The 15,839-nt window shown below is 32.3% G+C and carries 14 protein-coding genes; 12 read left to right on the top strand and 2 right to left on the bottom strand.

The features are described 5' to 3' along the window. Positions 1–33: 33 nt before the first annotated feature. Both tsaE and ABJM36_RS04940 read right to left on the bottom strand, forming a co-directional pair. Positions 34–474, bottom strand: a complete 441-nt coding sequence (gene tsaE, locus ABJM36_RS04945) for a tRNA (adenosine(37)-N6)-threonylcarbamoyltransferase complex ATPase subunit type 1 TsaE (RefSeq protein WP_348449789.1) — start codon at positions 472–474, stop codon at positions 34–36. Positions 475–556: 82 nt separating this feature from the next. Then, positions 557–2,104: a PglZ domain-containing protein gene (locus ABJM36_RS04940; RefSeq protein ID WP_348449787.1), complete on the bottom strand. Its 1,548-nt coding sequence runs from the start codon at positions 2,102–2,104 to the stop codon at positions 557–559. 100 nt (positions 2,105–2,204) lie between these two features. On the opposite strand from ABJM36_RS04940, the gene ABJM36_RS04935 reads away from it, so the two are divergent. The 12 genes from ABJM36_RS04935 to hisD all read left to right on the top strand — a co-directional run bounded on the left by ABJM36_RS04935 (position 2,205) and on the right by hisD (position 15,829). Further along, a complete protein-coding gene (locus tag ABJM36_RS04935; protein ID WP_348449785.1) occupies positions 2,205–3,425 on the top strand; it encodes an HD domain-containing protein in 1,221 nt (406 codons plus the stop codon). Positions 3,426–3,483: 58 nt separating this feature from the next. After that, the gene (gene lpxD / locus ABJM36_RS04930) at positions 3,484–4,509 is read left to right on the top strand and encodes a UDP-3-O-(3-hydroxymyristoyl)glucosamine N-acyltransferase (protein WP_348449783.1); all 1,026 of its coding nucleotides are present in this window, start codon (positions 3,484–3,486) and stop codon (positions 4,507–4,509) included. After that, positions 4,496–5,902 carry a bifunctional UDP-3-O-[3-hydroxymyristoyl] N-acetylglucosamine deacetylase/3-hydroxyacyl-ACP dehydratase gene (locus tag ABJM36_RS04925; protein ID WP_348449781.1) on the top strand — a complete coding sequence of 469 codons (1,407 nt, stop codon included), beginning with the start codon at positions 4,496–4,498 and terminating at the stop codon, positions 5,900–5,902. Before lpxD ends, ABJM36_RS04925 begins: the two co-directional genes overlap by 14 nt. 4 nt (positions 5,903–5,906) lie before the next feature. After that, entirely contained in the window at positions 5,907–6,692 is a 786-nt protein-coding gene (lpxA, locus tag ABJM36_RS04920) for an acyl-ACP--UDP-N-acetylglucosamine O-acyltransferase (RefSeq protein ID WP_348449779.1), read from the top strand. Positions 6,693–6,739: 47 nt separating this feature from the next. Further along, on the top strand, positions 6,740–7,306 hold the full coding sequence (gene efp, locus ABJM36_RS04915) for an elongation factor P (RefSeq protein WP_348449777.1): 567 nt from the start codon (positions 6,740–6,742) through the stop codon (positions 7,304–7,306). Positions 7,307–7,390: 84 nt separating this feature from the next. After that, entirely contained in the window at positions 7,391–8,332 is a 942-nt protein-coding gene (locus tag ABJM36_RS04910) for a UDP-3-O-(3-hydroxymyristoyl)glucosamine N-acyltransferase (RefSeq protein ID WP_348449775.1), read from the top strand. 56 nt (positions 8,333–8,388) lie between these two features. Further along, positions 8,389–9,261, top strand: a complete 873-nt coding sequence (sucD, locus tag ABJM36_RS04905) for a succinate--CoA ligase subunit alpha (RefSeq protein WP_348449773.1) — start codon at positions 8,389–8,391, stop codon at positions 9,259–9,261. A gap of 378 nt (positions 9,262–9,639) precedes the next feature. Next, positions 9,640–10,386 carry a 3-oxoacyl-[acyl-carrier-protein] reductase gene (gene fabG, locus ABJM36_RS04900; protein WP_348449771.1) on the top strand — a complete coding sequence of 249 codons (747 nt, stop codon included), beginning with the start codon at positions 9,640–9,642 and terminating at the stop codon, positions 10,384–10,386. Positions 10,387–10,446: 60 nt separating this feature from the next. Continuing rightward, a complete protein-coding gene (locus tag ABJM36_RS04895) occupies positions 10,447–12,480 on the top strand; it encodes a VWA domain-containing protein (RefSeq protein WP_348449769.1) in 2,034 nt (677 codons plus the stop codon). 9 nt (positions 12,481–12,489) lie between these two features. Further along, positions 12,490–13,302: a prohibitin family protein gene (locus ABJM36_RS04890; RefSeq protein ID WP_348449767.1), complete on the top strand. Its 813-nt coding sequence runs from the start codon at positions 12,490–12,492 to the stop codon at positions 13,300–13,302. A gap of 323 nt (positions 13,303–13,625) precedes the next feature. Next, positions 13,626–14,483, top strand: a complete 858-nt coding sequence (gene hisG, locus ABJM36_RS04885) for an ATP phosphoribosyltransferase (RefSeq protein WP_348449765.1) — start codon at positions 13,626–13,628, stop codon at positions 14,481–14,483. 62 nt (positions 14,484–14,545) lie between these two features. Beyond that, positions 14,546–15,829: a histidinol dehydrogenase gene (gene hisD, locus ABJM36_RS04880; RefSeq protein ID WP_348449763.1), complete on the top strand. Its 1,284-nt coding sequence runs from the start codon at positions 14,546–14,548 to the stop codon at positions 15,827–15,829. Positions 15,830–15,839: the final 10 nt, after the last annotated feature.

Genomic DNA, 15,839 nt, shown 5'->3' with positions numbered 1-15,839 from the left:
ATTAAAATATATAAGAAGAACGTATTATTATTGTCATAAGTCTGGTTGGTTGGTTTGTGTTATTAAACTTAAATTTCGCTTATTATTACTATTTATTTTTATTTCAATTCGGTCAAAGTTATCAATTAACAATGGTTCAATTATTTCAGGCCATTCAATAACTTTCCAAAAATCGGAATCTAAATAATCTTCAATTCCAAAATTATAGGTCTCTTCAATATCATTAATTCTATATAAATCAAAATGATAAATCTTTTCATCATTTAAGTTATATTCATTAACAATTGAGAAAGTGGGACTACTAACCTCGTCTTTACAGCCTAATATCTTAACTATAGTTTTAATAAGTGTTGTTTTTCCAACACCCATATTTCCATAAAACAATAGGGTTTTCGATTTAGCATTTTCAATGATTTGTTTTGCAACTTGCTCAACATCATCAATTCCGTAACAAATTTCCAAATTTTCACTCATTTATATATGCAATAATAACTATTATAATTTAAAAATCCTAAAAGCATTTGCTGTTCATCGATTAAATGTGCTTTTCATGGGTTTATTTTGGATTAAACACTATGAATGGAATAATCATTTCTTCTAACGAAACGCCACCATGCTGATAGGTGTTTCTATAGTAACTCACATAATGATTATAGTTATTCGGGTAAGCGAAAAACAAATCATTTTTAGCAAATATATAAGAGCTGCTCATATTTATAGACGGTAAATGAAACTCCTTAGGGTCTTTACTGGCTAATACATCTTTCTTATCATAAGTTAAACTACGTCCTGTTTTGTATCGTAAATTCAAGCTTGTGTCTCGATCTCCTATAACTTTCGATGGGTTTTTTACATTAATAGTACCATGGTCTGTAGTTAAAATTAATTTAAAACCTAGTTGTTGGGCCTGCTGTATCATATCCAGAAGCGGGGAGTTTTTAAACCAACTTAATGTTAATGATCTATAAGCTTTATCATTGGAGGCTAATTCTTTAACAACTTCCATTTCAGTTTTAGAGTGAGAAAGCATATCTACAAAATTGTATACGATAACAGATAAATCGTTGTTTTTTAAAGATTTAAAGTTTTCTGCTAACTTCTTGCCATTTTTTAAATTTGTTATTTTATGGTATTCATAGCTTAGGTTTGATAGTCCTAATCGTTTTAATTGCGCTTCTAAAAAATCGGCTTCGTGCATGTTTTTTCCGCCTTCATCGGTATCATTTTTCCAATATTCCGGAAATAGTTTTTCCATATCACTAGGCATTAAACCAGAAAAAATGGCATTACGTGCATATTGTGTAGCAGTAGGCAGAATACTAAAAAAGGCATCTTCCTGTTCTTTTTTGTAATAATTATTAATTATTGGTTCGAAAACCTTCCATTGGTCGTATCTTAAATTATCAATTACAACCAACAGGGTTGGTTGCTCTTTACTTATTTCTGGAACTATTTTTTCTTTAAATAGTGTATGAGACATTATGGGGGCTTCTGTATAGGGCTCAAACCATTCTGCATAATTTTTTTCGATAAATTTTCCAAATTGGTTGTTTGCCTCGTTTTTTTGTGATTCTAAAATCTCAAACATGCCAATATCTTCAATATCTTCTAATTGAATTTCCCAATAAATTAGTTTTTGATACAAGCTTACCCATTCTTCATAACTATTAACCATAGATAAATCCATAGCTATTTTTCTAAACTCTTGCTGGTAATTAGATGTTGTTTTTTCTGAAATTAACCTTGAATGATCCAAATTCTTTTTTAGGCTTAAAAGAATCTGATTAGGGTTTACAGGTTTTATTAAGTAGTCGGCTATCTTATTTCCAATAGCTTCTTCCATAATATATTCTTCTTCACTTTTAGTAATCATTACCACAGGAAGATTGTCTTTTTTCTCTTTAATTTCGTGCAAGGTTTCTAAGCCGGTTAGTCCTGGCATATTTTCGTCTAAAAATACGATGTCAAAATTATGGTCTTCTAATACATCAATAGCCTCGGTACCGCTATTACAAGTTGTAACTTGATAGTTTTTCTTTTCAAGAAATAATATATGTGGCTTTAGTAAATCAATTTCATCATCAACCCAAAGTATCTTTATCATAGTATTGTATTTAATTTTATTGTTAAAACGTTTTTAATTCAAAGGGCATAATAAGCCCTTATCGTTATATTTGTATTTATTTAATGTAAAAATTTAAAGTTTGAATAAACTTAAAATATTAAACGACCCAATTTACGGATTTATTACTATTCCAAATTCGTTAATTTTCGATTTAATCCAACACAAATATTTTCAGCGCTTACGCAGAATTACTCAAATGGGTATGTCTTATTTAGTTTATCCGGGTGCGCACCACACTAGATTTCATCATGCCATTGGTTGTGTTCACTTAATGCAGCAGGCGGTTAATGTACTTCGTTTTAAAGGGGTTACCATATCTGAGGAAGAAGAAACAGGTTTATATGTAGCTATTTTGCTGCATGATATTGGCCATGGGCCCTTCTCGCACGCTATGGAACATAGTATTGTAAATAATGTGTCTCACGAGGAGATTTCATTACTTTTTATGGAGCGTTTAAATGAGGGATTTAACGGAAGTTTAACGCTTGCCATTCAAATTTTTAAAGGCGAATACCCAAGAAGGTTTATGTGCCAGCTTATTTCTGGTCAATTAGATATGGATAGAGCCGACTATCTAAAGCGCGATAGTTTTTATACGGGTGTTGCAGAAGGTAATATTAATAGCGAACGCTTAATTACCATGCTTAATGTTGTTGACGATGAATTAGTTGTTCAAGAAAAAGGAATATATAGTGTAGAGAAATTTATAATAGCTAGACGTTTAATGTATTGGCAAGTCTATTTACATAAAACAAGTTTGGCGGCAGAACAATTACTTATTAGGGTATTAAAACGGGCTAAAGAGTTACACGAATTAGGAATTAAGTTAAAAGCTAGTAATGCTCTGTTATATTTTTTGGATCATAAAATAACTCGAAATGATTTTAATGACGAAACCCTTCAGGTTTTTTCTGGTTTAGATGATTATGATATTATTTCGGCTATGAAAGAATGGCAATATCATGAGGATTTTGTGCTTAGCCATTTATGTGAAATGATCATAAATAGAAACTTGCTTAAAATCAAATTAAAAAATAAAGAAATTAAGAAAAACAGCCTTAAAAAACATATTGACCTTATTATAAAAGAGTTTAATATTTCTGAAAAAGAGGCTAAATATTTTGTTTTTCAGGGGAGTATCTCAAATCAGGCATATCAATTAAACACCAAGAGTATTAACATATTACATAAATCTGGTAAAATTCAAGATATTGTAAAAGCATCAGATCAATTGAACCTAAAAGCACTGTCAAAACCTGTTACAAAATATTATATATGTTACCCTAAGGTTAAACTTTAACACATTTTTCCTATTTTTGCGTTCAACTAAACAAAAAAATAACAACAAACTACAAGGTGTGAAATTTACAGCACAACAAATAGCAGGGATATTAGAAGGAGATGTAGTTGGTAATCCAGATATTGAAGTATCTAAACTAGCAAAAATTGAAGAAGGTTTTGAAGGTGCGTTAACCTTTTTGGCCAACCCGAAATACACGTCACATATATATTCAACTAATGCTTCGGTAACTATAGTAAATAAAACGTTTAAGCCAGAGCATGTTTTAAAAACAACCCTAATTAAGGTAGATGATGCCTATTTGGCATTTTCTAAAATTCTAGAATATTATAACTCTGTTAAATTAAATAAGGTAGGAATTGAGCAGCCATCATTTATTTCCGATTCAGCTAAATACGGTGATAATGTTTACATAGGCGCATTTAGCTATATAGGCGCTAATGTTGTGTTAGGTGATAATGTAAAGGTTTTTCCAAATGCATTTATTGGAGATAATGTAGTTATCGATGATAATTCTATTGTTTTTTCTGGAGCAAAAGTTTATTCAGAAACCATTATAGGTAAAAATTGTATTATTAATTCTGGAGTGATTATTGGGGCAGATGGATTCGGTTTTGCACCAAATGAAGATGGAAGTTATAAAAAAATACCTCAAACAGGTAATGTGATTATCGAAGACTTTGTAGATGTTGGAGCAGCAACAACAATAGACAGAGCAACCTTAGGCTCTACCATAATTAGAGCCGGTGTTAAACTGGATAATCAAATTCAAATAGCACATAATGTTGAAATTGGTCGTAATACTGTAATAGCGGCTCAAACCGGTATAGCTGGTTCCACAAAAATTGGTGAAAATTGTCAAATAGGAGGGCAAGTTGGTATTGCAGGTCATATTACTATTGGAAATAATGTAAAAATTCAAGCACAGTCCGGTATTGGTAGAAACGTTAAGGATAATGAAATCCTTCAAGGTTCTCCGGCTATAAAATTAAGCGATTATAATAAGGCTTATGTTCATTTTAAGAACTTGCCAAATATTGTTAAAAATATAAATGATTTAGAGAAAATAAATGGGAATAGTTAATACTACAATCAAACAAAAAACTATTAAAGAAGAAATTTCTTTAACTGGAGTAGGGCTGCACACAGGAAAGGATGTAACCTTAACATTTAAACCTGCAGAAGGTAATACAGGATTTTCTTTTAAAAGAGTTGATTTAGAAGGTATGCCGGTTATTGAGGCCGATGCTAACTACGTTACCAATACTCAGCGAGGTACATGTTTAGAAAAAAACGGTGTAACCATACAAACATCAGAACATGTTTTAGCAGCTTTGGTTGGTTTGGATATTGATAATGTTTTAATTGAATTGAATGCTTCTGAGCCTCCAATTATGGATGGATCATCTAAATTTTTTGTTGAAGCTATTGAAAAAGCTGGTGTTGTAGAACTTGATGCCTTTAGAGAAGAGTTTGTAGTAACAAATATTGTTTCTTATGTTGATGAAGAATCTGGAAGTGAAATTTTAGTAATGCCATCAAATGAGTATCAAATTACTACCATGGTTGATTTTGGAACGAAAGTTTTAGGAACTCAAAATGCCACTCTAAATACAATATCAGACTTTAAAAAGGATATTGCTGACTCTAGAACGTTTAGTTTTTTACATGAAATAGAAATGCTATTAGAGCATGGATTAATTAAAGGTGGCGATTTAAATAATGCCATTGTATATGTAGATAAAGCATTATCTCCTGAAACGATGGAAAAGCTTAAAGTGGCTTTCAAAAAAGATTCTATCGCTGTTAAACCTAATGGTATTTTAGACAATTTAACGTTACATCATCCTAATGAAGCGGCTAGACATAAGCTGTTAGATGTTTTAGGCGATTTAGCCTTAGTAAAAACTAGAATAAGAGGTAAGGTTATAGCAAATAAGCCAGGTCATTTTGTGAATACGCAGTTTGCAAAAAAGCTATCGAAAATAATTAAAAATGAGCGTCGTAATAATGTGCCTAATATCGATTTGAACCAACCACCATTAATGGATGTGGTTCAAATTATGGATATGTTACCACACAGACAGCCGTTTTTGTTAATTGATAAAGTATTTGAACTTACAGATAATCATGTAGTTGCTACTAAAAATGTAACCATGAATGAAGAGTTCTTTAAAGGTCATTTTCCAGGAGCTCCAGTAATGCCGGGTGTTTTAATAGTAGAAGCTATGGCCCAAACTGGTGGTATTTTAGTTTTAAACACGGTACCAGATCCTGAAAACTATTTAACATTTTTTATGAAAATGGATAATGTTAAGTTTAAACAAAAAGTAAGTCCGGGAGATACTCTAATTTTTAATTGTTCGTTAATTACACCAATACGTCGTGGTATTTGCCATATGCAAGGTTATGCATACGCTAATGGAAAATTATGTGCAGAAGCTGAATTAATGGCTCAAATATCTAAAGTAAAATAAAATTATGAACCAACCCTTAGCTTACGTACATCCTGGTGCTAAAATTGCAAAGAATGTAGTTATCGAGCCATTTACAACTATTCACAACAATGTAATAATTGGCGAAGGCACCTGGATAGGCAGTAATGTTACTATTATGGAAGGTGCTAGAATAGGTAAAAATTGTAATATTTTTCCAGGTTCAGTAATTTCTGCAGTTCCTCAAGATTTAAAATATAATGATGAAGATACCACGGTCGAAATTGGTGATAATGTAACCATTAGAGAGTGTGTTACAATCAATAGAGGTACTACCGACAGAATGAAAACTGTTGTTGGCGACAATTGTTTAATAATGGCATATTGCCATATTGCTCACGATTGTATCGTGGGTAAAAACTGTATCTTTTCAAATAATAGTACTTTAGCAGGACATATTACTATTGGTGATTATGTTGTTTTAGCAGGTATGACGGCAGTACATCAGTTTGTTTCCGTTGGAAATCATGCTTTTGTAACTGGAGGTTCTTTAGTTAGAAAAGATGTTCCTCCATTTGTTAAAGCAGCGCGTGAGCCTTTATCCTATGTTGGTATTAACTCTGTAGGTTTAAGACGCCGTGGTTATACTACCGAGAAAATTAGAGAAATTCAAGATATATTTAGAATTTTATATCAAAAAAATTATAACAATACTCAAGCTGCAGAAATTATTGAAGCGGAAATGGAAGCAACTCCAGAACGCGATGAAATTCTTCAATTTATTAAAAATTCCCATCGCGGTATCATGAAAGGATATTTTAAAGCAAATTAGAATTTTTAAATCAGCTTAAAAAACAACATTTATACAATAAAAGCATTATGGCAACTACAAGTGATATTAGAAACGGATTATGTTTACGTTACAACAACGATATATACAAAATAATTGAATTTTTACACGTTAAACCTGGTAAAGGCCCAGCGTTTGTTAGAACAAAAATGAAAAGCGTTACAAGCGGAAAAGTTTTAGATAATACATTTTCGGCAGGACATAAATTGGAAGATGTTCGTGTAGAAACACATAAATTTCAATATTTATATAACGATGGTGAATTTTATCATTTTATGAATGAAGCCGATTATACGCAAATCCGATTATTAGAAGCGGCTTTAGATAACCCTGGCTTAATGAAAGAAGGAGAAGTGGTTACTGTTTTAATTAATACTGAAGATAATGCACCTTTGTCGGTAGATTTACCTGCAAGTGTAATTTTAGAAGTTACAGCTACAGAACCTGGGGTTAAAGGGAATACGGCTACTAATGCAACTAAACCAGCAACTGTAGAAACAGGAGCAACGGTAAATGTACCTTTATTTATTAATGAAGGTGATAAAATAAAAATAGAAACAGCAAAAGGAACTTATAAAGAACGTGTTAAAGAGTAATTAATCAGTCCGCAGTTTGCAGTATTCACTAATCACTGTTTACGTATACACTGAAGACTGCAAACTGAATACTGACGACTGACTATGAAATTCCCTAAACCACACACGTTAAAACAAATTGCAGATCTGATTGACTGTAGTTTTGTTGGAAATGCAGATTTTCAAGTATTAGGCATGAATGAAATTCATGTTGTAGAACCTGGAGATATTGTATTTGTAGACCATCCTAAATATTACGGGAAAGCTTTAGAATCGGCTGCAACAATTGTATTAATCAATAAAGAAGTAAATTGTCCAGAAGGGAAGGCCTTACTTGTTAGCGACGATCCGTTTAGAGATTTCAACAAACTAACAGATTATTTTAAACCGTTTAAAACATCCAATAGCTCTATTTCAGATACAGCAAAAATTGGAAAAAACACGGTTATTCAACCCAATTGTTTTATAGGGCATAATGTAACGATTGGTGATAATTGCACCATTCATTCCAATGTAAGTATTTATGATGATGCGGTAGTTGGAAATGATGTTACCATTCATGCCAATTCAGTTTTAGGAGCTAATGCATTCTATTACAAAAACAGACCTGAAGGTTTCGATAGATTAAAATCGGGAGGACGCGTTGTTATAAAAGACCATGTGGATATAGGAGCAGGTTGCACCATTGATAGAGGTGTAACAGGCGATACCATTATTGGCGAAGGTTCAAAACTAGATAACCTTATTCAAGTTGGTCATGATACCGTTCTAGGAAAAAAATGTTTAATAGCGTCTCAAGTAGGAATTGCTGGATGCGTTGTTATTGAAGACGAGGTAACTATTTGGGGACAAGTAGGTACAACAAGCGGGATTACAATTGGTGAAAAAGCAGTGGTTCAAGGGCAATCTGGGGTTACAAAATCTATTGAAGGTGGAAAAACCTATTGGGGAACTCCGGCGCAAGAAGTTCGGAATCAATTAAGAGAAATGGCATCTATCAAACAAATTCCAAATCTTTTAAAGCGAATAAAAAATAAAGAGATTTAATATAAAAAGTGATTTCAAAAAATTACATTTGTAGAACAATATCCAAATAAGAAAATATGAGTGTTTTAGTTAACAAAGATTCAAAAATTATAGTACAAGGATTTACAGGTAGTGAAGGTACATTTCATGCAAGTCAAATGATTGAATACGGTACCAACGTTGTTGGTGGTGTAACTCCAGGTAAAGGAGGGCAAACCCATTTAGACCGTCCAGTTTTTAATACAGTACAAGATGCTGTAGAAAAAGTTGGTGCAGATACTACTATTATTTTCGTACCACCAGCATTTGCTGCAGATGCGATTATGGAAGCTGCGGATGCAGGAATAAAAGTAATTATTACAATTACAGAAGGTATTCCTGTTGCCGATATGATTACGGCTTCTAGCTACATAAAAGGTAAAGATTGTAGATTAATTGGTCCTAACTGTCCAGGTGTAATTACACCAGGTGAAGCAAAAGTTGGTATTATGCCAGGTTTTGTTTTCAAACAAGGAAAAGTTGGTATTGTTTCTAAGTCAGGAACTTTAACTTATGAGGCGGCAGACCAAGTTGTAAAACAAGGTTTAGGTATTACTACTGCTATTGGTATTGGAGGCGATCCTATTATTGGAACTACAACTAAAGAGGCGGTTGAGTTACTAATAAATGATTCAGAAACAGAAGCCGTTGTTATGATTGGTGAAATAGGTGGTCAATTAGAAGCCGATGCAGCACACTGGTACAAAGCAAGTGGAAGTAAAAAACCTGTTGTTGGTTTTATTGCTGGTGAAACTGCTCCTGCAGGTCGTACAATGGGACATGCTGGTGCTATAGTTGGTGGTAGTGATGATACTGCACAAGCTAAAAAAGCAATTATGAGAGAATGTGGAATTCACGTTGTAGATTCTCCTGCCGAGATAGGAAAAAAGATAGCTGAAGTTTTAGGCTAATCATAATACAATATATGTAAATCCGTTAGCTAATTTAGTTAACGGATTTTTTTTTAAATCATTTGGGCGCCTGCCTGCCGGTAGACAGGTTACCATAAGGTCGGGCTAACAGCAATCGCTTATTTGTGTTGCATTCGTGCAACAACAACAAAAAAGCTTCAACAAGTGCCTCAATCCCTAATGCAAAACCAACTCAAATTAAAAACAACAAGGTTTATTTCAACATAACACAGGTATTTGTTATATTTGATTACATTGAAATATACGTATAAAAACTAACCATAACATGAAACATCTAGTCTTAAAAACAATAGGGCATCATGCCATATGTTTAAGGGTGTTACATGTAACCTTAGAAAATAAATAAAAATCAAACACATGAAATTATTAGAAGGTAAAACAGCAATTATTACTGGTGCTAGTCGTGGTATTGGAAAAGGAATTGCACAGGTTTTTGCTCAACAAGGTGCAAATGTAGCATTCACTTATAGCTCTTCAGTAGATGCGGCTAACGAATTAGAGAAAGAACTTATCGCATTAGGAGTAAAGGCGAAAGGATATAAAAGTAATGCCGCAAGTTTTGATGAAGCTCAAAAACTAGCAGCCGAGGTTGCTAAAGAATTCGGAAGCATCGATATTCTTGTTAATAATGCTGGAATTACAAAAGATAATTTATTAATGCGTATTTCAGAAGAAGATTTTGATACCGTTATCGAAGTTAACTTAAAGTCAGTTTTCAACATGACAAAAGCGGTTCAAAGAACTATGCTTAAACAACGAAAAGGCTCAATTATTAACATGAGCTCTGTAGTTGGTGTAAAAGGTAACGCCGGACAAACCAATTATGCAGCCTCAAAAGCAGGAATTATTGGTTTCTCTAAATCTGTAGCTTTAGAGTTAGGTTCAAGAAACATTAGAAGTAACGTGGTTGCTCCTGGTTTTATCGAAACAGAAATGACGGCCAAGTTAGATGAAGAAACCGTTAAAGGATGGCGTGCAGGGATTCCATTAAAACGTGGCGGTACACCAGAAGATATCGCTAATGTTTGTGTCTTTTTAGGTAGTGACATGAGTGCGTATATTACAGGGCAAACATTAAACGTTGATGGCGGAATGCTAACTTAACAGATAATTTGTCATTCCTTCGAAAAAGGGAATCTCATAACTAGAAGTTATTAAACTTTAATGCAAACAGAAACACTTATTTACATTATACTTGCTGGAATTGTAGCGCTAGGTTTAGCCTTTTTTCAGTACTTTAATAAAAAGAAAGGCATGTCTAAAATCAACATGCTTTTCTCTTTTTTAAGATTTCTTTCGTTGTTTTCTGTTTTACTATTAATTATCAATCCTACTTTCGAACAAGTCAAGGTAACTACAGAAAAACCCAATTTAGTTGTCGCTTTAGATAATTCGAGCTCTATAAAACATTTAAAACAAGATCAAAAAGCCCTAGCTTTTATAAATGAATTACAGTCTAATATAGAAATTCAAAATAAATTTAATGTCAAATTTTTCACATTCGATGAACGTTTAAAAACACTTGATTCCATTAATTTTAATGGGCAACAAACTAATATTGCTAAAGCATTTAATCAGTTAAATGATATTTACAAACAAACCATAAGTCCATCTATTTTAATAACAGATGGAAACCAAACGTACGGTAACGATTATCAATTTTCCACAAATACATACAAGCAACCTATTTACCCAATTATTTTAGGCGACACCATTACCTATACCGATTTAAAAATTCAGCAGCTAAATGTAAACAAATATGCGTATTTAAAAAATCAGTTTCCTGTTGAAACTATTTTGGTGTACAATGGAAATAAAACGGTAAACTCTAAACTTGTTGTAAAAAAAGGAAATGCTACCGTATTTTCAAAAGCAATTAGCTTTTCAAAAACTAAAAGCTCAAGTGTAGTTAATTTTATGCTTCCTGCTAAAAATGTAGGTGTAAATAATTATAAAGCTACATTAATTCCGCTTGACGGTGAACAAAACACCATAAATAATTCTAAGAATTTTGCTGTAGAAGTTATAAACGAACAAACAAAAATTGTGCTTGTTAGCGATTATTCGCATCCAGATTTAGGAATGCTTAAAAAAAGTATTGAAAGTAACGAACAGCGCTCTGTTACTATTATAGATTCAAAAAAAATAATTAGTCAATTAAATGATTTTCAATTAGTTATAGTTTACCAGCCAAATATTAGGTTTAATGATTTATATACCAAAATAAAAGCATTAAACAGCAATATATTTACCATTATAGGATCTAAAACAGACCTTAACTTTATAAATAAAGTTTCTGAACAATATTCTCATTTAATTACAGGGCAAACAGAACAATATCTTCCAACATTAAATAGTAATTTTTCGCCGTATCGAATTGATAATATTAATTTTGAATCGTTTCCACCTTTGTTATCCAAGTATGGTCAAGTCAATTTTAAAATTCCTTACCAAACTATTTTAAGCAAATCAATTAATGGGGTATCTATTGAAGAACCCTTGTTGGCAACTTTTGAAACCAAAGGTAGGAGAGAAGCTGTTTTGTTTGGTGAAAATATATGGCAATGGCGTGCACAAAGTTATATAAATGAAAAATCGTTCAATGCTTTCGATGATTTTATAGGTCGATTAATACAGTATTTAGCTTCTAACAAACAAAAGAGCAGGTTAAATTTAGACTACGAACCCTTTTATACTGGAAGTAGAAATGTAATTATTAAAGCTGAGTTTTTCGATAAAAATTATGTGTTCGATCCAAGAGAAACCCTTAATATAACAGTAATCGATAAGTTTTCAAAGGTTAGTAAAACCATGCCCTTAATACTAAAAAACAATTATTATCAAGTAGATTTAAGTAGTTTACAGCCTTCCGAATATAATTTCAGTATAAAAGCTACTAAGGAAAATATGTCTAAATCTGGGAGTTTTCAAATTATAGAATATAACGTGGAACAACAATTTTTAAACGCTAATGTTATAAAGTTGCAAAAATTGAGTACTAATAGTTCTGGTAAAAGTTATTTTATTACTAATACAGAACAGGTTATTCAAGAATTATTAAACGATAATCGTTACAAGCCGATACAGAAAAGCAGTAAAAATATCATATCTTTGATAGATTGGAAATATTTATTAGCCATAATCGCGATAAGCTTAGGTTTGGAGTGGTTTTTAAGAAAATTTAACGGATTAATTTAATTTATAAAAATGGAGAAATTACCAAAAATTGCAATGCCTTTAATTATTGGGGCAGTTATACTATTTATTGTCATATCTAAATCGCTAGTTACTATCGGACCTGGAGAAGGCGGTGTTCTATTTGAACCTCTTGGAGATGGTATTAACACCGAAAGAACTTACGGAGAAGGTTTTCATATTGTGGCGCCATGGAACGATATGATAGTTCAAAAAGTGCGTCAGCAATCTATTTCAGAAAATATGAATGTACTTTCTGTTAATGGTCTAGATATTACGGTTAGTGGCACTATTTGGTTTGAGCCAGAGTTTAAAAACTTAGGTCGATTAATTCAAACAAAAGGAGTAGATTACATTCGTGAGTTATTAAACCCTGCCATAAACGCTGCTGCAAAAAGTGTAGTTGGTCGTTATACTCCAGAGCAATTATACTCTAGTAAAAGAGATATTATTGAATTGGAAATTTTAGAGGAAGTTAGGAACGAACTAGACGGACAATATGTTAATGTAAAACGAGTACTTGTTGAAAATGTTAAATTACCAACAACTATTAAAGATGCTATTGAGCGTAAACTAAAACAAGAGCAGGAATCTTTAGAGTATGAGTTTAGGTTAGTAACAGCAAAAAAAGAAGCCGAAAAAGTAATTATTGAAGCTCAGGGTAAAGCTGATGCCAATAGAATATTAAGTGCTTCTTTAACAGATAAAATTTTACAAGACAAAGGTATTGAAGCTACTGTAAAGCTTTCTGAATCTCCAAATAGCAAAACTATTATTATAGGTTCTGGAGAGAGTGGTATGCCAATAATACTTGGTAATCAATAAAAACGAATTAAATAATTCAGCTTTTAAAGCAATCCTTTAAAAATTATTAATTTTTTAAGGTGTAAAATTTAAAAATGTTGAATTGTTTTAATAATTGCATTTATTTTTAGGATTTATTCATATAAATTTTAGATATTTGTTCAGATTAAAAAAAAAGACATGACTTTTGTTCAATTACATCATCATTTTCATATTTGCTCTCAAGCGAAGTGAAAATGTATTGAATGAAATCAGCATATATTTTTAAACCCGTTTGAGACAATCAAGCGGGTTTTTTAATTCTAATGCCAACTAGATTGTTTCAAACTCATAAAAACAACATAATGAGTAAATTAAGAATTGCAGTGCAGAAATCGGGTCGTTTAAATGAAGATTCGATGCAAATATTAAAGGACATCGGAATTTCTATTGATAATGGAAAAGATCAATTAAAAGCTTCGGCTAGAAATTTCCCTGTTGAAGTGTTCTATTTAAGAAATGGAGATATCCCACAATATTTAAAAGATGGCGTGGTAGATGCTGCCATTATAGGAGAGAATGTTTTAATTGAAAAGGGCAATGACCTAAAATTTGTAGAACGTTTAGGGTTTTCAAAATGTAAGGTATCTATTGCTGTGCCTAAAGATTCTAAGGATAACTCTTTAAAAGATTTAAACGGTAAAAAAATAGCAACATCTTACCCAGAAACTGTTAAAAAGTTTTTGAAGGAGCAAAATATTGATGCACAATTACACATCATTAATGGCTCGGTAGAAATTGCACCAAATATAGGGTTAGCCGATGGAATTTGCGATATCGTTTCTAGTGGTAGCACCTTGTTTAAAAACGGTTTAAAAGAGATTGAAGTATTACTAAAATCTGAGGCCGTATTGGCCGTTTCTCCGGTTTTAGATGCCGAAAAGCAAGCCATTTTAGATACTATTCAATTTAGAATTCAATCGGTTTTAAAAGGTAGAGATTCTAAATATGTATTGCTTAACGCACCAAATGATAAATTAGATGCTATTATTTCGTTATTACCAGGTATGAAAAGTCCAACGGTATTGCCTTTAGCTGAAAAAGGATGGAGTTCTGTTCATTCTGTAATTCCGAAAAATGACTTTTGGAATATTATAGATGGTCTAAAAGCAAATGGAGCACAAGGCATTTTAGTATGTCCAATTGAAAAAATGGTACTTTAAACTGTATTTTGTCATTTCTGCGTATGTGGAAATCTCATGATTTTAACTCAAAGTTAATAAGAATGCAAATCATAAATAATCCAAATAAAGAAAGTTGGTCTGATGTTTTAAAAAGACCAACGCAAACAGTTGGTGATATAGAATCAATCGTTAATGAGATATTTAAAGACGTATCTGTTAATGGTGATGACTCGATAAAAAAATATACAGAAAAATTTGATGGTATTCGTTTAGAAAATAATGTGGTTTCAATTACAGAGATTGAACATGCCATTGTTAAGGTACCAGAAAAACTTAAAAATGCTATTTTAAAAGCTAAGGCTAATATTGAAGCATTTCATATAGCTCAAAAAACACCAAAAGTAGAAATAGAAACTGCAGAAGGTGTGCAATGCTGGCAAGAAAAACGACCTATTCAAAAAGTAGGTTTGTATATCCCTGGAGGAACAGCGCCTTTATTTTCAACCGTTTTAATGTTGGCAGTGCCGGCTCAAATTGCGGGTTGTAAGGAGGTAGTTTTGTGTTCGCCACCAAATAAAGACGGCGAGTTAGCTCCTGAAATTTTATTTGCTGCGCAACTTTGTGGCGTTACTAAAATTATAAAAGTAGGTGGTATTCAAGCTATTGCTGGACTAACATTTGGAACAGAAACCATTCCTCAGGTTTATAAAATTTTCGGACCAGGAAATCAGTTTGTTACCGTTGCAAAACAATTAGCCACCAAACACGGGGTAGCTATTGATATGCCTGCTGGCCCAAGCGAATTACTAATTGTTGCCGATAAAACTGCAAATGCTTCATATATTGCTTCAGATTTGTTAAGTCAAGCGGAGCATGGTACAGATAGTCAAGTAATTTTAGTGGCAACTTCAAAACAATTGATTGATATTGTATCAAATGAAGTTGAAAAACAATTAAATATCCTTCCGCGTAAAGCAATTGCTGAAAAATCTATTGCGAACTCGAAGTTAATTTATGTTGAAAATGATGAAACAGCATTAGAGTTAATTAATGAATACGGGCCGGAACATTTTATTATTTGTGCAGAAAATGAAGATTTGTATGTTGATGGTATAATCAATGCTGGTTCTATATTTATAGGTGATTACACACCGGAAAGTGCTGGTGATTATGCTTCGGGAACCAACCATACCTTACCAACAAACGGTTTTTCTAAAGCTTATTCAGGAGTAAATTTAGATAGCTTTTTAAAGAGCATGACGTTTCAAAAGATATCAAAAATAGGTCTTTTAAATATTGGAGAAACTATCGAGTTAATGGCAGAGGCCGAAGGCTTACAGGCGCATAAAAACGCTGTAACAATTAGATTAAAGGATTTAAAATAAATTTGTCATT

The sequence above is a fragment of the Algibacter sp. genome (genome assembly GCF_039977455.1).
In the GTDB taxonomy this organism is placed as follows: Bacteria; Bacteroidota; Bacteroidia; order Flavobacteriales; family Flavobacteriaceae; genus Algibacter_B.
The sequence above is the reverse complement of the archived record's forward strand: the minus strand, read 5'-3'. Positions and strand labels throughout refer to the sequence as shown.